The sequence below is a fragment of the Amycolatopsis lexingtonensis genome (genome assembly GCF_014873755.1).
Taxonomy (GTDB): domain Bacteria; phylum Actinomycetota; class Actinomycetes; order Mycobacteriales; family Pseudonocardiaceae; genus Amycolatopsis; species Amycolatopsis lexingtonensis.
In genome coordinates, this window is sequence record NZ_JADBEG010000001.1 from 4,933,795 (window position 1) to 4,951,369 (window position 17,575).

Annotated in this window: 24 protein-coding genes; 11 read left to right on the forward strand and 13 right to left on the reverse strand. The window is 71.6% G+C overall.

Annotation, left to right across the window (positions count from 1 at the left end; genetic code table 11):
- The first annotated feature begins 107 nt into the window (after positions 1 to 107).
- Positions 108 to 1,601: a right-handed parallel beta-helix repeat-containing protein gene (locus H4696_RS21970; RefSeq protein ID WP_086856555.1), complete on the forward strand. Its 1,494-nt coding sequence runs from the start codon at positions 108 to 110 to the stop codon at positions 1,599 to 1,601.
- A gap of 4 nt (positions 1,602 to 1,605) precedes the next feature.
- Here H4696_RS21970 and H4696_RS21975 read toward each other — a convergent pair whose 3' ends face one another.
- Both H4696_RS21975 and H4696_RS21980 read right to left on the reverse strand, forming a co-directional pair.
- Positions 1,606 to 2,031 (reverse strand): hypothetical protein, encoded by a 426-nt coding sequence (locus tag H4696_RS21975; RefSeq protein WP_086856556.1) that lies wholly within the window; start codon positions 2,029 to 2,031, stop codon positions 1,606 to 1,608.
- Positions 2,032 to 2,063: 32 nt separating this feature from the next.
- Positions 2,064 to 3,191 carry a hypothetical protein gene (locus H4696_RS21980; RefSeq protein WP_143264924.1) on the reverse strand — a complete coding sequence of 376 codons (1,128 nt, stop codon included), beginning with the start codon at positions 3,189 to 3,191 and terminating at the stop codon, positions 2,064 to 2,066.
- 295 nt (positions 3,192 to 3,486) lie between these two features.
- On the opposite strand from H4696_RS21980, the gene H4696_RS21985 reads away from it, so the two are divergent.
- The gene (locus tag H4696_RS21985; protein WP_086856558.1) at positions 3,487 to 3,984 is read left to right on the forward strand and encodes a SigE family RNA polymerase sigma factor; all 498 of its coding nucleotides are present in this window, start codon (positions 3,487 to 3,489) and stop codon (positions 3,982 to 3,984) included.
- Positions 3,981 to 4,943 carry a hypothetical protein gene (locus H4696_RS21990; protein ID WP_086856559.1) on the forward strand — a complete coding sequence of 321 codons (963 nt, stop codon included), beginning with the start codon at positions 3,981 to 3,983 and terminating at the stop codon, positions 4,941 to 4,943. The genes H4696_RS21985 and H4696_RS21990 overlap by 4 nt, the downstream gene beginning before the upstream one ends.
- Here the strand turns inward: H4696_RS21990 and H4696_RS21995 are convergent.
- Positions 4,933 to 5,871 carry a hypothetical protein gene (locus H4696_RS21995; protein WP_086856560.1) on the reverse strand — a complete coding sequence of 313 codons (939 nt, stop codon included), beginning with the start codon at positions 5,869 to 5,871 and terminating at the stop codon, positions 4,933 to 4,935. The genes H4696_RS21990 and H4696_RS21995 overlap by 11 nt on opposite strands.
- 146 nt (positions 5,872 to 6,017) lie before the next feature.
- On the opposite strand from H4696_RS21995, the gene H4696_RS22000 reads away from it, so the two are divergent.
- Genes H4696_RS22000 through H4696_RS22010 form a run of 3 tightly spaced genes read left to right on the forward strand, consistent with a single transcriptional unit; the run spans position 6,018 to position 7,862 of the window.
- Positions 6,018 to 6,731 (forward strand): ABC transporter ATP-binding protein, encoded by a 714-nt coding sequence (locus H4696_RS22000; protein ID WP_086856561.1) that lies wholly within the window; start codon positions 6,018 to 6,020, stop codon positions 6,729 to 6,731.
- Positions 6,728 to 7,462 carry an ABC transporter permease gene (locus H4696_RS22005; protein ID WP_086856562.1) on the forward strand — a complete coding sequence of 245 codons (735 nt, stop codon included), beginning with the start codon at positions 6,728 to 6,730 and terminating at the stop codon, positions 7,460 to 7,462. Before H4696_RS22000 ends, H4696_RS22005 begins: the two co-directional genes overlap by 4 nt.
- Before the next feature lie 13 nt (positions 7,463 to 7,475).
- Positions 7,476 to 7,862 (forward strand): PPOX class F420-dependent oxidoreductase, encoded by a 387-nt coding sequence (locus H4696_RS22010; protein ID WP_086856563.1) that lies wholly within the window; start codon positions 7,476 to 7,478, stop codon positions 7,860 to 7,862.
- Here the strand turns inward: H4696_RS22010 and H4696_RS22015 are convergent.
- The 6 genes from H4696_RS22015 to H4696_RS22040 all read right to left on the reverse strand — a co-directional run bounded on the left by H4696_RS22015 (position 7,846) and on the right by H4696_RS22040 (position 11,702).
- Positions 7,846 to 8,322 carry a GNAT family N-acetyltransferase gene (locus H4696_RS22015; RefSeq protein ID WP_086856564.1) on the reverse strand — a complete coding sequence of 159 codons (477 nt, stop codon included), beginning with the start codon at positions 8,320 to 8,322 and terminating at the stop codon, positions 7,846 to 7,848. The genes H4696_RS22010 and H4696_RS22015 overlap by 17 nt on opposite strands.
- 9 nt (positions 8,323 to 8,331) lie before the next feature.
- Entirely contained in the window at positions 8,332 to 8,712 is a 381-nt protein-coding gene (locus H4696_RS22020; RefSeq protein WP_086856565.1) for a DUF1330 domain-containing protein, read from the reverse strand.
- A 56-nt stretch (positions 8,713 to 8,768) separates the two neighbouring features.
- Entirely contained in the window at positions 8,769 to 9,362 is a 594-nt protein-coding gene (locus H4696_RS22025; RefSeq protein WP_086856566.1) for a TetR/AcrR family transcriptional regulator, read from the reverse strand.
- A 61-nt stretch (positions 9,363 to 9,423) separates the two neighbouring features.
- Positions 9,424 to 10,161: a bifunctional 1-(5-phosphoribosyl)-5-((5-phosphoribosylamino)methylideneamino)imidazole-4-carboxamide isomerase/phosphoribosylanthranilate isomerase PriA gene (gene priA, locus H4696_RS22030; RefSeq protein WP_086856567.1), complete on the reverse strand. Its 738-nt coding sequence runs from the start codon at positions 10,159 to 10,161 to the stop codon at positions 9,424 to 9,426.
- 36 nt (positions 10,162 to 10,197) lie between these two features.
- Positions 10,198 to 10,815: an imidazole glycerol phosphate synthase subunit HisH gene (hisH, locus tag H4696_RS22035; RefSeq protein ID WP_086856568.1), complete on the reverse strand. Its 618-nt coding sequence runs from the start codon at positions 10,813 to 10,815 to the stop codon at positions 10,198 to 10,200.
- A 32-nt stretch (positions 10,816 to 10,847) separates the two neighbouring features.
- On the reverse strand, positions 10,848 to 11,702 hold the full coding sequence (locus H4696_RS22040) for a hypothetical protein (protein WP_192782471.1): 855 nt from the start codon (positions 11,700 to 11,702) through the stop codon (positions 10,848 to 10,850).
- Between the two features lie 170 nt (positions 11,703 to 11,872).
- Here H4696_RS22040 and H4696_RS22045 point away from each other — a divergent pair, with 170 nt between their 5' ends.
- From H4696_RS22045 to H4696_RS22055, 3 genes are read left to right on the forward strand one after another with little or no spacing between them, the layout of a single operon-like run.
- On the forward strand, positions 11,873 to 12,049 hold the full coding sequence (locus H4696_RS22045) for a hypothetical protein (protein WP_169734825.1): 177 nt from the start codon (positions 11,873 to 11,875) through the stop codon (positions 12,047 to 12,049).
- A 48-nt stretch (positions 12,050 to 12,097) separates the two neighbouring features.
- A complete protein-coding gene (locus H4696_RS22050; RefSeq protein ID WP_086856570.1) occupies positions 12,098 to 13,273 on the forward strand; it encodes an acyl-CoA dehydrogenase family protein in 1,176 nt (391 codons plus the stop codon).
- A gap of 38 nt (positions 13,274 to 13,311) precedes the next feature.
- On the forward strand, positions 13,312 to 13,860 hold the full coding sequence (locus H4696_RS22055; protein WP_192782472.1) for an NIPSNAP family protein: 549 nt from the start codon (positions 13,312 to 13,314) through the stop codon (positions 13,858 to 13,860).
- Here the strand turns inward: H4696_RS22055 and H4696_RS22060 are convergent.
- From H4696_RS22060 to H4696_RS22070, 3 genes are read right to left on the reverse strand one after another with little or no spacing between them, the layout of a single operon-like run.
- Positions 13,846 to 14,274, reverse strand: a complete 429-nt coding sequence (locus H4696_RS22060; protein ID WP_086856572.1) for an NUDIX hydrolase — start codon at positions 14,272 to 14,274, stop codon at positions 13,846 to 13,848. The two genes, H4696_RS22055 and H4696_RS22060, sit on opposite strands and share 15 nt — an antisense overlap.
- 22 nt (positions 14,275 to 14,296) lie before the next feature.
- Positions 14,297 to 15,190 carry a transketolase family protein gene (locus tag H4696_RS22065; RefSeq protein WP_086856573.1) on the reverse strand — a complete coding sequence of 298 codons (894 nt, stop codon included), beginning with the start codon at positions 15,188 to 15,190 and terminating at the stop codon, positions 14,297 to 14,299.
- Between the two features lie 2 nt (positions 15,191 to 15,192).
- Positions 15,193 to 15,885, reverse strand: coding sequence for a thiamine pyrophosphate-dependent enzyme (locus H4696_RS22070; RefSeq protein WP_086856574.1), 693 nt, complete (start codon positions 15,883 to 15,885; stop codon positions 15,193 to 15,195).
- 52 nt (positions 15,886 to 15,937) lie between these two features.
- Between H4696_RS22070 and soxR the strand changes: the two genes are divergently transcribed.
- Entirely contained in the window at positions 15,938 to 16,399 is a 462-nt protein-coding gene (gene soxR / locus H4696_RS22075; RefSeq protein WP_086856575.1) for a redox-sensitive transcriptional activator SoxR, read from the forward strand.
- A 32-nt stretch (positions 16,400 to 16,431) separates the two neighbouring features.
- Positions 16,432 to 16,980: an RNA 2'-phosphotransferase gene (locus H4696_RS22080; protein ID WP_169734826.1), complete on the forward strand. Its 549-nt coding sequence runs from the start codon at positions 16,432 to 16,434 to the stop codon at positions 16,978 to 16,980.
- Here H4696_RS22080 and H4696_RS22085 read toward each other — a convergent pair.
- Positions 16,964 to 17,566, reverse strand: a complete 603-nt coding sequence (locus H4696_RS22085; RefSeq protein WP_086856576.1) for a TetR/AcrR family transcriptional regulator — start codon at positions 17,564 to 17,566, stop codon at positions 16,964 to 16,966. The genes H4696_RS22080 and H4696_RS22085 overlap by 17 nt on opposite strands.
- Positions 17,567 to 17,575 lie beyond the last annotated feature (9 nt).

Genomic DNA, 17,575 nt, shown 5'->3' on the forward strand with positions numbered 1-17,575 from the left:
GGTATTTGTCATGTTATCGGCCGCGGTGATTTTTTACCGCGGCCGATAATGCACAACTGGCCACTGATGGCGGTATCTACGGGATCGATTCTGCGTAGGTTCACGGCATGCCGCGCCTTCATTCCGCGCTCGTTGTCCTGCTCTTGGCCGCCTCCGTTGTTCCCGTTTTCACCGTCGCCACAGCCGCCGTCGCCGAGTCCGCGACGGGTGCCGTGTGCGACCACCAGCCCGCGCTCTACGCCCAGGCGCCGCCGGGTGCCGTACCCGTCGACCTGGCCGTCGAGGGCGACTTGAGCGTCAAGACGCAGGCGTCGCCGCCGGGGACCACCTTCTGGCTGCCACCCGGCACGCACCGGCTGGCGGCCGACCAGTACGGGCAGGTCATCCCCAAGGACGGCGACGTCTACCTCGGTGCCCCCGGCGCCGTGCTCGACGGCCGCGGCGTCAACCGGGCCGCGTTCACCCAGCAGGCCAAGGACGTCGTCATCCGCGGCCTCACCATCCAGAACTTCGTCGCGCCGCAGGACCAGGGCGTCGTCAACCACGACTCCGGCGCGCACTGGGTCATCGAGAACACCACCATCCAGCGCAACACCGGCGCCGCGCTGATGGCCGGCGTCCGGCAGGAGGTCCGGGCCAGCTGCCTGCGCGACAACGGGCAGTACGGGATGAACGCCTACCGCCCCGACAACACGATCACCGGGCTGCTCGTCGAGGGCAACGAAATCACCGGGAACAACGTCGACGACTGGGAAACGCGCAACCCCGGCTGCGGCTGCAGCGGCGGAATGAAGTTCTGGGCCGTGAACGGCGCCGACGTCCGCGGCAACTGGATCCACCACAACCACGGCGCCGGCCTGTGGGCGGACACCAATGACAACGATTTCCTGATCGAAGACAACGTCATCGAAGACAACGACGCGGAAGCGATCTTCTACGAGATCAGCTACAACGTCGTGATCCGCCACAACGCCATCCGCCGCAACAACGTGGTCGCGGGCAGCCGGCGCGCGTCCCGCGGCGACAACTTCCCGTCCGCGTCGGTCTACATCTCCGAATCCGGCGGCGAACCCCGCGTGCCGGCCCGCACCGACGTCCTCGACATCTACGGCAACTCCTTCGAGGACAACTGGTCCGGCATCACGCTGTGGGAGAACGCCGACCGCTTCTGCAACAGCCCGGCGAACACCTCGACCGCGAGCTGCACCAAGCTCGTCGCGGACCGGACGCAGTGCGCCGCACCGGGCATCGATTCCGCGCCGCTGTTCGACGACTGCCGCTGGAAGACCCAGCGGGTCGAGATCCATTCGAACACCTTCCGCTTCGATCCCGCCCGGCCCGGCTGCCTCAGCCTGTGCGGCCGGATGGCGGTGCTGTCGAACTACGGCACCTACCCGTCGTGGTCCCCGTACCGGGGCACGCTGGTGCAGGACGCGATCACCCGCGACCAGGACAACTACTGGTACAGCAATGACTACTTCGGCCCGTGGACGTTCGTCGCCGGCGACACCTCCCGCACCCTCACCCCGGCGCAGTGGCAGAACGAGCCCTGGAACCAGGACGACTGCGCCTCCTTCGACGGCGTGACACCGAACTGCTGACCGGTCACCAGAAGAAGATCCGGGGGCTCACCCGCGGCGGTGGCGCGATCCGCGGCACCCGGGCGATCTCCGGGGGTACGGTGAACCGGTCCGGCAGGGTGTAGCTGTACCTCCCCGGGTCGTAGGAGTACGGCAGCCGGAAGTAGTCCGGTGGTGGCAGGCGCAGGGCCGGGATCTCCGGGAGCGTCAAGCGCAACCGGCCCGACGGGTCGAGTGTCGGGGGCACGGTCCGGGACTGGATCACCTCCGTCACCTTCTGGTCGAGCTGGCCCGGCGCGGCCCGCAGCGTCGACACCGACGCCTGGAACGCGCGGGCCGTCTCCTCGGCGCGGGGTGCCGCGGCCGCCGCCGGGCGGCTCACGTCGGTCCGGTCGACCAGGCCCGCCGCCTCGCGGTCGACCGCCGCGGCGAAGTCGCGCGGGCTTCGCAAGGCGATCTCGGCCAGGCGGTCGTAGAGCGGGCTCAGCTTGTCCTGCAGGGTCTTGTCGCCGCCTCGGCGAACGCCTGCACCAGCGGTTCCAGGATCGGGATCGCGTCCGTGACCGGCTTCGTCACCGCCAGGATCCGTTCGGTGGCGACCTTCTCCACCTGGAGGGTCACCTTCTTGCGGCTGTCGGCCACCAGGTCGATCCCCGGCTCGGCCGGCCGGGCGCCCACGGCCGTCTGGGCCGCCGCCACCTGCTCGGGCGTGATGTCGGGTGGTGCCTCGCGCGGCCGCGCGCCGTCGACCCGCAGCTCGGGTGCGAGCGCGTCGGCCCGCTGCCGGCCCAGGGTCTCGGCGCGGACGGCCTCGTCCACCGCCGGCACCCCCACGTCGTAGCCCGACTTGGCGCTCTCGGCACTGCTGCGCGCGGCTTCGGTCAAGCCCGCCAATTCCGTGCGGCGGACGGCGAGCGCGTCGCGGTACGCCTGCGGCAACGCCGCTTCGACCTTGCCGTACAGCTTCCCCGCCACCCGCTGCGTCAGGTCGGCCTCGATCTTCCGGGTCACGTCGGCGTAGCCCTGCTGCGCGATCTTGAACTTCACCTGCAGGTCGGTGGCCGGCACGCCGAGCTGCATGCCGAACAGCGACAGCGACGCCAGCGTCGCGAGCCCGGCGGCCGCGGGCCCGCTGTACTTCGTGTAGAAGTCGGCGGCCCGGCCGAGCCCGGCCGCCGCGTGCCCGCGCCAGCCCTCCGGGCGGCGCGCGAGCAGCAGGCACGTCAGCAGGTAGACGCCGATCAGCGCGGCGAACACCGAGAACTCGCTCAGCTTCAGGTTCTCGGAGAAGAACCGCGACACCGCCTCGAAGAACCGTTGCAGGGAGATGAGCCAGCCCGTGCTCGACGTGTCGGCGAACCACCGCAGGTACGCCGAGAGCGCCAGGTACGCCGTCGAGGCCACCCCGACCGGCACGAGGTACAGCACCCCGAACGCGGCCAAGTGGTACCGCAACCCCGAACCGCCGCCCGCAAACCGCCGCGTGTACCGGCGGCAGCCCGCGACGAGCGCCCAGACCCCGCCCGTGAACAACGCGAACGGCCCGATCGCGACGGCGGCCACGAGCACCGCCACGGCGGCCGATCCCGCCGCTGCCTTCCCCCTCGTCATCGCCCCTCCTCCGGGTCTTTTTCCTCCCGCAACCAGGAAAGCACGGGCCACCGACAGGTTTGCCCGGACGGCCGGGCCACGCCGGGGAAACCGGGAACGCACCGGAGCCACCGGCCACCCGGACCGGTGAACGCCGAGGCCGTCGCCGCCAGCGGACACCCCCGGTAAGACGCCCATTGTGACCGCGGCCACGCCCGGCTGGGCCGAACCGGTGAACTCGCCGGAAAAAACTTTTCGCCCGCGTGCATCAGCCCGGCCCCCTCGCGCGTCCAAGGGGAGAACGGAAGGGACGCGTGTGAGCTTCGAAGAGTTCGTCGCGGAGCGGCTGGACGGCCTGCTCCGCTACGCCACCGTCCTGACGAACGACCCGCACCTGGCGCAGGACATCGTCCAGGACGTGCTGCTGCGCGCCCAGCAGCGGTGGGACGGCATCGACGCCCCGCCGTCCTACGTGCGGCGGATGATCACCAACGAATACCTCTCATGGCGACGGCGGGCCGTGCGGCGGATGGTGCCGAGCAGCCACGACGTCCTCGACGCGCTCGGCCCGCCCGAAGCCGACCCGGCCACCGCCTACGACGAGCGGGACGCGATGCTCGGCCTGCTCGCCACGCTGCCCCGCAAGCAGCGCGCGGCGATCGTGCTGCGGTACTACGAGAACTACTCCGACGCCGAGATCGCCGCGGTCCTGCGCTGCGGCGCGTCGACCGTGCGCAGCCAGATTTCCCGCGCGCTGGCCACCCTGCGCCAGGCGCCGCACCCCGCGGTACTCACCACCGGAGCTGGAGAATGACCCGCAGCGAGCACGACACCGAGACGCTGATCCGGGAGAGCCTGGACCGGCTCGCCGCCCGCGCCCCGGACGGCCGGGCGGTGCGGGACGCGCTGGCGCGCGCCGGGCGGCAGCGGCGGCCGGCGACGAAGCTCGCCCTGGTCGCCGCGGCGGTGGTCGTGCTGGTCGCCGGGGTCTTCGTGGGCACGCGGGCCCTCACCACGACCGACCTCGACCCGGCCGCCGGGCGTCCGGTCCTCGGCTACAGCCCGGGCTGGCTGCCGGACGGCTTCACCGAGCAGTACCGCGAAGGCGGCCCCGGGACCGCACCGCAGGTCCGGCGGTGGTTCGCCGGCCCCGCGGAGGTCACGCTGTCGGTCTACTCGACCGCCGACCCCGAGTGGTCGCAGACCGAGCTGCGGATCGCGTCGATCCGCGACCAGGTCCTGGTGGGCGGCCGCGTCGCCATGGTCACCGGCGACACCGGGACGGCCGCGCTGGTCACCTGGCTCGCCGACGCCGACCACGTCCTGACCACGCGCGTGCGCGGGGTCCCGGACGCCCGCGTGGTGGCCCTGCGGATCGCCCAGAGCGTCACCGCCGCGCCCGTCGGCGTCCGCGGTGAGCTGCGCTTCGGCCCGCTACCGCCGGGACTGACCGAGCGTTCGGCCGCGGTCGGGGGCACCGGTCCGGACGACGCGCGCACCGAGCTGACCGCCGCCGATCCGGCGCAGCCGTCGGAGCCCGCCGTCCGCGTCACGGCGAGGGCGGTTTCCCCCGTCCTCGACGGCGCCGAGCCCGTCACCGTCCGCGGCGGCGAGGGGTTCGACCTGTCGGGCGCGATCGCCGTCCGGCTGCCGTCCGGGCGCTGGCTGACGGTGTCGGGCCCGCGGCCGGAAAGCGAGCTGATCGCCGTCGCGAACGGCCTCCAGCTCGACCCCGCGCCCGACTACCGCTGGCTCGGCCGGGCTACCAGCTGACCATCGGGAACCAGATGATCCCGAGCCTGCCGAGCACGCGGACGTCCCAGTACAGCAACGTGAACGTGCCGCCGACGAGCAGCGCGGCCCCGGTCACCGCGGCGATCCGGGACGGTTTCGCGGCGAACCAGCGCTGCAGCCGTCCGCGCGTGGCGTAGGTCAGGACCAGGAACAGCACCGCCATCACGACGATGTTGCCGATCGACTGCAGCGCGAACGCGGCCGCGCCGTAGAAGACGTTGTGCTGCTCGGCGGCGCTGCGGAACATGATCCGGAACAGCGGGTACGGCCGCCCGATGAGGAACCCGCCGATGAGCGCGCCCATCAGGACGTGCGGCGCCGCCGGGTGCCGCCGGGTGAACGCGGCGAAGGGGTTGCGGAGGATGCCGAGCGCGACCAGGCCCATCAGCAGGAAGACCAGGCCGACGACGCCGAACGCGACCATCGACTGGATGCTGCGCGGGGACAGGCCCTTGGCCGTCGCGGTGGAGAACTGCGGCATGCTCGTGCCGACGAGCGCGACGATCACGCCGTAGGCGATCGACACGGTGAGCATGCCCGCGGCGATCCAGCCGAGCGGCTTGAACGGGCTGCGCTTCTCACTCGCCTGCCCGCCCACCAGCGGCGCGACCGCCCCGAAAGCGGCGATGTTGCAGGCGGTGAACGACCCGGCGAGACCGGAGACGAACGCGAACAGCGTGCCGGCGAGTGCCCCGCTGATCGGGGTCGCTTTCGCGTCGTAGCCGAGGATCCCGTTGGCGACGCTGTCCCCGATCACGGAGTCGACGAAGGGCGCCGACCAGATGGCCGTCAGCCCGAAGCCGGCGAGGATCGCGACGACGGCGATCGCGACGCGGCGGGTGGGGTAAGGCCCCTCTCCGAAGAAGCCTGCTTGGGGATGGACCGGGACTTGCTGGGTGACGGCCATCGACACTTCCCTCCAGTACGCGGGTACGACCCGACCGGGAAATCGTCGCAAATCATGTGCTTGAAGCGCTTCTGCCGACCTGCTCCATCGTGTTGCGCCGGGTGCCCCCTTGACGGCCGCTTCTCATCGCGCGCAGAATTAAACGCATGACTAATTCTGCGCTGGCGGTCACCGGGCTCCGCGTCCGGCGCGGGGACCGGCTCGTGGTGCGGGACGTGGGCTTCGAGGTGCCGCGCGGCGTCGTCACCGGGCTGCTCGGCCCGAGCGGCTGCGGCAAGACCACGCTGATGCGCGCGATCGTCGGCGTCCAGATCGTCGAGAGCGGCACGGTCACCGTTCTCGGCCTGCCCGCCGGCAGCCCGCCGCTGCGGCGGCGGATCGGCTACGCCACGCAGAACCCCGCGATCTACGCGGATCTGACCGTCCGGGAGGCGCTGAAGTACTTCGCCGCGGTGCTGCGCGCGCCGGTGTCCGATGTGGACCGGGTGATCGGCGAAGTCGGGCTGGCCGAGCACGCCGGGCAGCTGGTCGGTGCGCTGTCGGGCGGCCAGCACAGCCGCGCGAACCTCGCCGTCGCGCTGCTCGGCGAACCGGAACTGCTGGTGCTCGACGAGCCGACCGTCGGGCTCGACCCGTTGCTACGCGACGAATTGTGGGCCCTGTTCCGTCGGCTCGCCGACGGCGGCGCGACACTGCTCGTGTCCAGCCACGTCATGGACGAAGCGGCGCGCTGCGACCGGCTCCTGCTCATGCGCGAAGGCGTCCTCCTCGCCGACGAAGCACCGCTCGCCCTGCGCGAGCGCACCGGGGCCGCCGACCTCGAAGGCGCGTTCCTGAACCTCGTGCGGGCCGCGTCGTGAACCCCGCGCTGACGCTGGCCACCACCCGGCGCATCCTGACCCAGCTGCGGCACGACCCGCGGACCGTGGTGATGCTGATCCTGGTGCCGACGCTGCTCATGGTGCTGCTGCGGTACGTGTTCAACTCGGCGGCCGTCTTCAGCCGCGTCGCGCCCGCGCTGCTCGGGGTGTTCCCGTTCCTGATCATGTTCCTCATCGCGTCGATCACGACGTTGCGGGAACGGACCACGGCCACCCTCGAGCGCCTGATGACCCTCCCCATCGGACGGCTGGACCTGCTTTTCGGCTACGCGCTGGCGTTCGGCGCGATCGCCGTCGTGCAGGTCTCGCTCGCCGCCGGCGTCGCGCTCTGGTGGCTCGGCCTCGACCTGGCCGGTTCCGTCGGGATGCTGCTGCTGATCGCGGTCCTCGACGCGCTGCTCGGCATGGCGCTGGGGCTGTTCGTAAGCGCCTTCGCCCGCACGGAATTCCAGGCCATCCAGTTCATGCCGGTGTTCGTGCTGCCGCAGATCCTGCTGTGCGGGCTGTTCGTCCCGCGCGAGGACATGGGCTGGCTGCTGCGGTGGCTCTCCGACGTGATGCCGCTGTCGTACGCGGTCGAGGCGCTGACCCGCGTCACCACGGCCGGCACGATCGACGTGGTGATCCTGCGGAACCTCGTGGTCGTCGCGTGCTGCGCGCTGCTCGCCCTGGTCCTCGGCGCGGCGACGCTGCGGCGCCGGACGCCGTGACTACCGTGGTCGCATGGCATCCGAAACGGACCGGCTCGCGGCCGAGCGCTACGTCGTCCTGACCACGTTCCGGCGCGACGGGCGCGCGGTGCCGACCCCGATCTGGGTGGCGGGCGACGCCGGCGAGCTCGTGCTGTGGTCGGAGCGGAAGGCGGGCAAGGTCAAGCGCATCCGCAACAGCGGGCGGGTGGAGGTCCAGGCCTGCGACCTGCGCGGGCAGAAGACGCACGGCGCCGTCGCCACCGGTCAGGCGCGGCTGCTCGACCTCGCCGAAACCGAGCGGGTCCGCAAGGCGATCGCGCGCAAGTACGGCCTCGTCGGGCGCGTCACGATGTTCTTCTCCAAGCTGCGCGGCCCGGCCGACCGGACGGTCGGGATCGCCGTCAAGCTGGACGACTGAAGCTGCGGAACCCGCGCCGCAGGTAGTTCGGCAGCGCGTTCGGGTGGTCGAGCGTCGAGGTGTGCAGCCAGACGCGGCGCACCCCCGGCGACGTCCAGGCGTCGGCGACGACGAGGGTGAGCGCGTACCCGCCGAGCCCCTTGCCGACGAACTCCGGGAGCAGCCCGAACGTGGTGATCTCGACGTCGCCGTCGTCCTGGGACTCGAAATCGGCGGCGCCGGCGACCTCGCCGCGGTACTCGATCAGCCGGTACTGCCGGCCTGGTTCGGCGAGCCACCGCGCCCAATCGGCGTCCGAACGGGACGCGCTGGGCCACCGGTACGGCGTGCCGATGCGGACGTGCAGCTCGCGGATCAGCGGCCCGGGCTCGGCGGCTCGCAGCGTGACGCCGTCGACGAGCGGAGCCGGGTTGAGCTGCTCCGCGGCGGTCATTTCGAGCTGGGTGACGATCTCCTCCACCGCGGCACCCTACGGGGCGGGGACGGTGCTGTCAGCCGCTTTTCGGCCCACCGCGGCGGCCCGCAGCGCGGCCCCCATGGCGGCCGAGTCGTGGTCGGGTCCGCATCCCTCCACGATGACCAGATCACCCGGGATGTGGTCCGCGCGCAGCCGCAGGATCGCCTGGTAGGCGGGCGAGGCGTACCACGCGTGCGCCGCGGCGGCGCTCGGGAACCCGATGAGCACGAGGCCGCCCGGCCAGTCGCCTTCCATCACCTCGACGGGAGCGCCGTGCACGAGGAACTCGCCACCGTAGGGGTCGAGCGTCGCCTGGATGCGCTCGAGGTACTGGAAGACCTCTTCGGACAGCTCGGCGGGCGGGCGCAGGTGGGCGAGTCCGTAGGCGGTCATGGCGGTCCTTTCGTTGTCCTGAAAGGAATACTCGCCCGCCCGCGGCGTGGAGTCGATTACGCCGGAGGTAACGACGGCTGCCCGGCGAGCAGGCGGTCCACGAGTGCCTCGACGAGGTCGTGGCGCTGCGCGTCGGTGAACAACCCGGGCAGCGTCAGCCGTTCCATGATCAGCCAGTTCAGCGCGAGCCACAGCAGCACGACCGTCGTGCCGTCGCCGGGCAGGCCGGACTTTTCGTGGTACTCGACGTTGAAGTCGACGTCCTCGCGGATGCGGCGGGTGAGCACGTCCCGCAGCTCCGGCCGCCGGGTGGCTTCCAGCCGCAGTTCCAGCAGGGCGAGGAACCCGGTGGGGAACGCGGCGACGCGGTCCACGAGCCCGTGCATCAGCTCGGCGACGCGGGCCCGGTCGCGTGCCCCGGTCAGCCCGTCCGCGATGACGGCTTCGTCGACGAGCCGTTCGTAGACGCGTTCACCGGCGTGCTTGAGGATCTCGTCGCGGCCGGCGAAGTAGTTGGACGCCGTGCCGACCGGGACGCCGGCCTGCTGGTCGACCGCGCGGAAGGTGAGCCCCCGCGCGCCTTCGCGGGCGAGGACGTCGATGGCGGCGTCGAGCAGGGCCGCGCGCCGTTCGGGGTTGCGTCGCACCATGAGACTCTCCCGGCGTAGGACTCCGGGTAAAGTACTACAGCTGGAGTGCCAACGGGTGCGGCTAGACCTCCGCGACCGCGGCCAGCGCCTCCGGCAGCGTGAACGCGCCCGCGTACAGCGCCTTCCCCACGATCGACCCCTCGACCCCGTCCGAAGCCAGCCCGGCCAGCGCGACCAGGTCGGCCACGCTCGACACCCCGCCCGAAGCGATCACCGGCGCGTCCGTGCGCGCGACGACGTCGCGCAGCAGCTCGAGGTTCGGGCCGCGCAGCGTGCCGTCCTTGCTCACGTCCGTGACGACGTAGCGGGACGCGCCGTCGCGGTCGAGGCGCTCCAGGACCTCCCACAGGTCGCCGCCGTCGGAGGTCCAGCCGCGGGCCGAGAGGCGGTGGCCGGCCTCGGTGATGCGCACGTCGAGGCCGATCGCGACGCGGTCGCCGTACTCGCCGATCACGCGCGCGGTCCACGCCGGGTCTTCGAGCGCGGCGGTGCCGAGGTTGACGCGGCGGGCGCCGGTGGCCAGCGCGGCCTTCAGCGACGCGTCGTCGCGGATGCCGCCGGAGAGCTCCACCTGGACGTCGAGCTTGCCGACGACCTCGGCGAGCAGCTCGCGGTTGCTGCCCTTGCCGAACGCGGCGTCGAGGTCGACGAGGTGGATCCACTCGGCGCCGTCGCGCTGCCAGGCGAGCGCCGCCTCCAGCGGGCTGCCGTAGGAGGTCTCGGTGCCGGCCTCGCCCTGGACGAGTCGCACGGCCTGGCCATCGGCCACATCAACGGCGGGAAGCAGCGTGAAAGTCACGCCGGTAACTCTAGGGCGGAGACCCGGGTCACCCGGTCAGAGGGTCGCCAGCCAGTTGCGCAGCAGCTGAGCGCCCGCGTCGCCGGACTTCTCCGGGTGGAACTGGGTGGCCCACAGCGGCCCGTTCTCGACCGCGGCGACGAAGTCCTCGCCGTGGTTGGCCCAGGTGACCTTCGGCTCCTGGCCGGCCAGGCCGTCGAGCTCCCACTTGCGGGCGGCGTAGGAGTGGACGAAGTAGAACCGCTCGTCCGGGTCGAGGCCGGCGAACAGCTGCGAGTCCGCGGGCGCGCGCACGGTGTTCCAGCCCATGTGCGGCAGGACGTCGGCGTTGAGCCGGTCGACGACACCCGGCCACTCCCCCGTGCCCTCGGTCTCCTCGCCGTGCTCGACCCCGCGGGAGAAGAGGATCTGCATGCCGACGCAGATGCCGAGCACGGGGCGGCCGCCGGCGAGGCGCTTGCCGATGATCCGGTGGCCCTTGACCTCCAGCAGCCCCGCCATGCAGGCCGAGTACGCGCCGACGCCGGGCACGACCAGGCCGTCGGCCTCGATCGCGGCATGCGGGTCGGCGGTGACCTCGACGTCGGCCCCGGCGCGCGCGACGGCGCGTTCGGCGGAGCGGAGGTTGCCGGAACCGTAGTCGAGGATCACCACACGAGACACGCCACCCAGCGTAGCCGGAGGCCTCAGCGCCGCTCGAACGAATAGACGTCGGTCACGGTGTTGCACGGCGACGGCGGGACGACCTCGACGCGCAGCACGCCGGCGTCGTAGTCGACGCCCTCCGGGGTGAAGGTGCCGGTACACGTGCTGACCAGCGGAACCTGGCCGATTTCCCGCACCTTCGCCGTGATGTCGTGGCCGTTGAGCGGGTGCGGGAGGTCGATCTGCAGGAGCTGCAGGTTCGTCGGGTACAGGTCGTTGTACGGGTCGCTGGTCGCGCAGACCAGGCGGGTCGGGGTGACGAAGTCGCAGCCCTGGGCACTGCGGATGTGGTGGTCGAGGTGGACGCGGGCGGCGACGGGGAGGTCGCCGGCGGTCTTGGGGCCGCGGGGGTTGAGGAACGGCGTCGGCGAGACGTAGAGGCGGTCGATCTCGCCGAGCGGGCCCGAGACCAGCCACTGACCGTCGGGCGTGGCCGCGACCTGGGCGTTCGCGTTGGCCGCCGGCTCGTCCGGCGCGAGCGGGTGGACGAACTCCGTCGTGCTGCCGTCGGGCCGGGTGACCAGGTACATCTTCCTGGCCGGCGTGGGGTTCACCGTGTCCTGGTAGACGTCGAAGACGTAGCCGCGCAGCGAGTCCGGGTCGCCGACGTGGCCCCAGCCCTCGTCCTTGAGCGGCTGCGGGATGGTCGCGCCGTTGCGGTAGACGAGTTCGGGCGCGTGGCCGGGCAGGCGCAGCGTGGTGAGGCCCTCGCCGCTGATCCGGTTCTCGGCGGTCGTGTGACCGGCCTGGCGCCAGCCGGCTTCGTGAGCCCCGGCGACGCCGGTGGCGGTGAGCAGGGCGGCGGTGGTGAGGGCGAACAGACTGGCCGCGCGCATGGGCGCTCCTCGGGAGTAGAGGCCTTGGCGGCGGCGACGCGATTCTGCCATGGCGGGCGACGGGCCGGAAGAAACTCGCGCGGCGACGTTTTGCCGTCCCGCCGACTGGGTATCAACTCACCCGATCGTGTGGGTTCCGCCCCGCGCGACCGGACGCCAGGGAGGCGAGGATGGCCGAGGACGACGTGCTGTCGCAGCTGCTGAAAGCCTGGCGCGACGACATCGACAGCGTGCCCTTCCCGCAGTTCAGCGAGCTGCTCATCCCCCGGCAGCAGACGCGCCAGCGCGCCGCTTCGCAAGCATCTGTCGCGCGCGTGACGAACGCCACTCGGGGAACAGACGCCTGACTGTGGTTTCCTGCGAGGGCCGCACCGACGCGTCCCCCGGGAGTCCTCATGAGCAGCAGCACCCCTGATCCGCACGACTTCCTCGACCTCGACGCCGGGCTCGCCGAGGAGGAGCGCGCCATCCGCGACGCCGTGCGCGCGTACGCGAAGGACAACCTGCTCGACCACGTCGCCGACTGGTACGAAACGGGCGCGCTCCCGGCCGCTGAGCTGGCCAAAGGCTTCGGGTCGCTGGGCCTGCTCGGCATGCACCTGGAGGGCTACGGCTGCGCCGGCACCAGCGCGGTCGCGTACGGCATCGCGTGCCGCGAGCTCGAGGCCGTCGACTCCGGGCTGCGGAGCTTCGTGTCGGTGCAGGGCTCACTCGCGATGTACGCGATCCACAAGTGGGGCAGCGAAGAGCACCGTCAGGAGTGGCTGCCGCGGATGGCGACCGGCGACGCGCTGGGCTGCTTCGGGCTGACCGAGCCGGACGCGGGCAGCGACCCGGGCTCGATGCGGACGCGCGCGGTGCGCGACGGCTCCGACTGGGTGCTGTCGGGCACGAAGATGTGGATCACCAACGGGACCGTCGCCGACGTCGCGGTCGTCTGGGCGCAGACCGACGACGGCGTCCGCGGCTTCGTGGTCCCGACGTCGACGCCGGGCTTCACCGCGAACGAGGTCAAGCACAAGCTGTCGCTGCGGGCGTCGCTGACGGCGGAACTGGTGCTGGACGGCGTGCGGCTGCCGGACTCGGCCGCCTTCCCCGAGGTCCGCGGGCTGCGCGGGCCGCTGTCCTGCCTGAACGAAGCCCGCTACGGCATCCTCTTCGGCGTCGTCGGCGCGGCGCGCGCCTGCTACGAAGCCGCGCTGGAGTACACGCTTTCGCGCGAGCAGTTCGGCAAGCCGCTGGCCGGGTTCCAGCTGACCCAGCGCAAGCTCGCCGACCTGCTCGTCGACGTCAACCGCGCCGGGCTGGTGGCGCTGCAGATCGGGCGGCTCAAGGACGCCGGGACGCTGCACCACAACCACGTCAGCTTCGGGAAGATGGCGAACGTCCGGTCGGCCCTCGACGCGGCGCGGACGGCCCGCTCGATGCTCGGCGCCAACGGGATTTCGCTGGAGTACCCGGTGATGCGGCACATGGCGAACCTCGAGACGGTGCTGACCTACGAAGGCACCGAGGAGATGCACGCGCTGTCACTCGGTCAGGCGATCACGGGACTCCCCGCCTTCCGCTGATCCGGTTTTTGTCGGTGGTGGCCGCTAGCTTCGGCGGCATGACCTTCACCGACTTCGAAACCGTCATCGAGCTCCGGCGCTACACCCTGCACCCGGGCCGGCGTGACGAGCTGATCGAGCTGTTCGAGCGCGAGTTCGTCGAGCCGCAGGAGGCCGCGGGCGCGCACTTGTTCGGCCTGTTCCGCGAGCGCGCGTCACCGGACAAGTTCGTGTGGGTGCGCGGTTTCCGCTCCATGGAAGAACGCAAAGCGGCGCTCGAGGAGTTCTACTTCGGCCCGGTCTGGAAGGAGCACCGGGAGGCGGCGAACGCGACGATGATCGACTCGGACGACGTCCTGCTGCTGCGCCCGGTCCGGCGCGGGCTTTCGGCGCCACCACCGGGTTCGGGCCTGCACGTGGCGATCTCCCCGCCTGCTTCGCCACCGGATTCCGCGTTCGCGGCGTTCGAAACCGAGGCGTCCGAGAACACGTTCCCGCGGTTGCCGGTCCGCGCGGACGGCCCGTTTTCGGTGTGGTTCAGCCGGACGCCGCTCGGCGCGGAGACAGAACTGGAACTGGAGGCGACCGCGCGCTCACTCATCCGCTGAGAGGAGTTCGAGAAGCCCGGCCGGGTAAAGGACCTTGCCGCCGTCACGGAAGTCCGCGAAGTCGACCCAGCGCGCGGTGGCGGGTTCGTCGATGATCTTCATCTCTTCAACCTCGTAGAAGGCGGGGTCGGTGAACGCGGCGTCGTAGAGGAAGGCGATCTCGTGGCCGGGATTCTCCTGCCAGGTAAAGATGTTCTCGAGCACGCCGACCCGCTTGCCGACGAGGAGCTCGGCGCCGAGCTCCTCGACGAACTCCCGCCGGAGGGCGTCCTCGGCACGCTCGCCGAACTCGATCCCGCCGCCGAGCGGCCGGCAGAACGTCTCGCCCTTGACGTCGTCGTGCCCTTCGAAGACGAGCAGCGCGTCGCCGCGCCACACGAGCCCGAGCGCGAGCGGCCTGATCCTGAACACCATGGGGCCACGCTAGCGGCCCCCGCTACCCCTGGAGGAAATCTTTGACCGACAACGCCAGTGATCCCGCGTCGAGACCGTGGGCCAGGTCGTGGTCCGCGATGCCGCCGTAGGTCCGGACTTCGGTGTCCCGGCGGACCCCGAGCGACCGCAACCGGTGCGGCACGTCGGAAAGCGCCTCCGCGACCCAGTGCGCGGACGTCCCGGCCAGGTACGGCTCGACCAGCACCACCTCCGGCGAGGCGGCCAAGGCGGCCGCGCGCAGGCCCGCGGCGTCGAACGGGCGGATCGTCGAGGCGTAGAGCACCGTGACGTCGAGGCCCGCCGTCGCGCGCAGGACGCGGTCCAGCACCGGCCCGACGGCCACGACCACTCCGCGCGAGCCCGCGCGCAGGCGCGTGAAGCCGACGCCGAGGTGCGGCGACGCGTTCTCCTGGGCCGAAAGGCGCAGGTAGATCCGGCCGTCACCGGGGATCGACTCGAGCAGCAGCCGGCGCGCCTCGTCCGGGTGACCCGGCACGTGCACGGTCCAGCCCGGCAGCGAATCGATCAGCGCGACGTCGCCCGGGGACTGGTGGGTGCGCCCGGCCGTCGACATGTCGTAGGAGGCGCCGTAGGAGACCAGGACTCCCCCGGCCTCCTGGTGGGAGAAGTCGAGCTTGATCTGCTCGAAGGCGCGCTCCACCAGGAACGACGGGAACGTGTGCACGATCGGCCGCAGGCCGGCGAGCGCCAGCCCGGCGCCCGCGCTGACCAGCAGCTGCTCGCGGATGCCGACGTTGATCACCCGGTCCGGGTGCCGCCGGGCGGCGCCCGCAAGCTGGGCGGCCGAAATGTCGGCCAGCACGACGGCGACGTCCGGGTCCGCGTCGAGGATCTCTTCGGTGGTGCTCAGGAACACTTCGCGCATCGACGGCATGGTCAGCCCTTCGGTTCGACGACGGCGACCACCGCGAGCGGGCGGCCGGGGTGGGCGGTGGTGAAGGCGTCGTAGAGCGCGTCGTGGTCGCGGCCGGGCACCGTGCGGGTCTCCCAGCCTTCGACGGCGAAGCGGCGGGCGATGCCGCCCGGCCAACCGCGCGTCGAGGACTGGTTGTCGATCACCACCGCGGTGAGGTTCTCCAGGCCGGCGCGGGCCGCGACGACGATCGCCTCGTGGTTGGAGCCCTCGTCGAGCTCGGCGTCGCCGACGAGCGTCACGACCTTCGGCCCGGTCAGGCCGCGAGCGCGCAGGCCGAGCGCGGTGCCGAACGCGATGGGGAGGCCGTGGCCGAGGGACCCGCTGGAGATCTCGACGCCGGGGACCCGGCGCCGGTCGGGGTGGTGGCCGAGCCGCGACACCGGGTCGGACCAGGTCGGGAGTTCGGCTTCGTCGAGGAAGCCCTTGGCGGTGAGCACGGCGTAGTACGCCATCGGGCCGTGCCCTTTGGACAGCAGGAAACGGTCGCGATCGGGCTCGCGGAAGTTTTCGGGCGTGACGTCGAGGACGCGGTCGTAGAGCACCCACAGGACGTCCACAGTGGACTCCGCGGCGGCGCTGTGCTTGTCGTCACCGGTCATCAGCGAGATCAGCCGCGGCAAGTCGGCGTAGCCCGGTTCGGTCGCAGTGGTCATGAGCCGACCATGCAACCTCGACTAAACTCGAAGTCAAGGATAGCCTGAGCAGGTGACGAGGCTCGCTGAACATCTCAGCATCGGACAGGTGGCGGAACGCAGCGGGGTGCCGCACACGGCATTGCGGTTCTACGAGGAGAAGGGGCTGATCAGCTCGGAGCGCTCCGCGGGCAACCAGCGGCGCTACCCGCGCTCGGTGCTGCGCCGGATCGCGTTCATCCGCGCCGCGCAACGGGTCGGGCTTTCCCTGGAGGACATCAGTTCCGCGCTGGCGACCCTGCCCGAGGACCACGCCCCGACGAAGGCGGACTGGGCGAGGCTGTCGCGCGACTGGCAGCAGGAGCTCGACGCGCGGATCGATGCGCTGCAACGCCTTCGAGACCGCCTGACCGGCTGCGTCGGCTGCGGCTGCCTTTCCCTGCGCAGCTGCGCGCTCTACAACAACGACGACGAGCTGGCCCGCTATGGCCCGGGCGCGAGCAAACTGCGTCCGGCGGTCGAGGGCGGCATTTAACCGCTTGCCCCCGGCGGGATCCTGGGGAGGAAATGAACGAAAAGCACTTGATCCGCATCTCGAAACGGCTGGCCCGGCACCTGCGCCACGATCCCGCCGGCCTCGGCCTCACCCTCACCCCGGACGGCTGGGTGAACGTCGAAACCCTCCTCCGCGCCCTGCGCGCACACGGGTTCGCGGTCACCCGCGAACAGCTCGGCGAAGTCGTCGAGCAGAACAACAAGCGCCGCTTCGCGTTCGACGAAACGGGCACCCGCATCCGCGCGAGCCAGGGCCACAGCGTGGCGGTCGACCTGGGCCTGCCGGACGCGGACCCGCCGGCCGTGCTGTACCACGGCACGGTGTCGAAGTTCCTCGACGCGATCTTCCACGAGGGCCTGCGCCCGATGAACCGCCACGCGGTCCACCTTTCGGCCACGACGGACACGGCTCGCACCGTAGCGGCCCGCCGCGGAAAGCCGGTCGTCCTCCGGGCCGACGCGAAGGCGATGGCGGAGGCGGGCCACGTGTTCCAGGTGAGCGCGAACGGCGTCTGGCTCACCGCGACGGTCCCGCCGGACTACCTCACGCGCCTCGCCTGACCACCACGGGCACCGGAGTCCGGCGGCGCGGGCGCCCGAGCAGCCGCCGGCCCACGTCCAGCAGCTCCGTGCGCAACTCGTCGTCGCCCAGGCCGGCCAGGTCCGGGGAGCCGCCCGCCATCGCGATGCCCGTCAGCGTGACCATCGCGTTGACGCGCGCCGTCGCGTCCGGGTCGGGACCGGCCAAAATGCCGAGGAGAGCTTGGCCGAACCCCTCCATCCCGCCGTGCGCCGACTTCTCGATCGCGCGGATGAGGCCCGGGTCGCTCGAAAACAGCGCCACCAGCGCGCGGTGGCGGATCACCAGGTCGATGAACCCCTCCAGCAGCAGGTCCACCTGCGCACCCCGCCGCTTCTGGGCGGCCGCGCGCAGCACCAGGTCGTCCAGGTCCCGCACGCCGGGCTCGGCGACCGCTTCGGTGATCTCCGCTTTCGTCTTGAAGTGGTAGTAGACGGCGGCCTTGGTGATCCCCAGCGCGTCGGCGATCATCTGCAGCGACGTGCCCTCGACACCGTGTTCGGTGAACAAGCGCAGCGCGGTCTGCAGCAGTCGGGTCCGGGTGTCCTCGGCCGGGCCGGCGGTCATTCTTCCTCC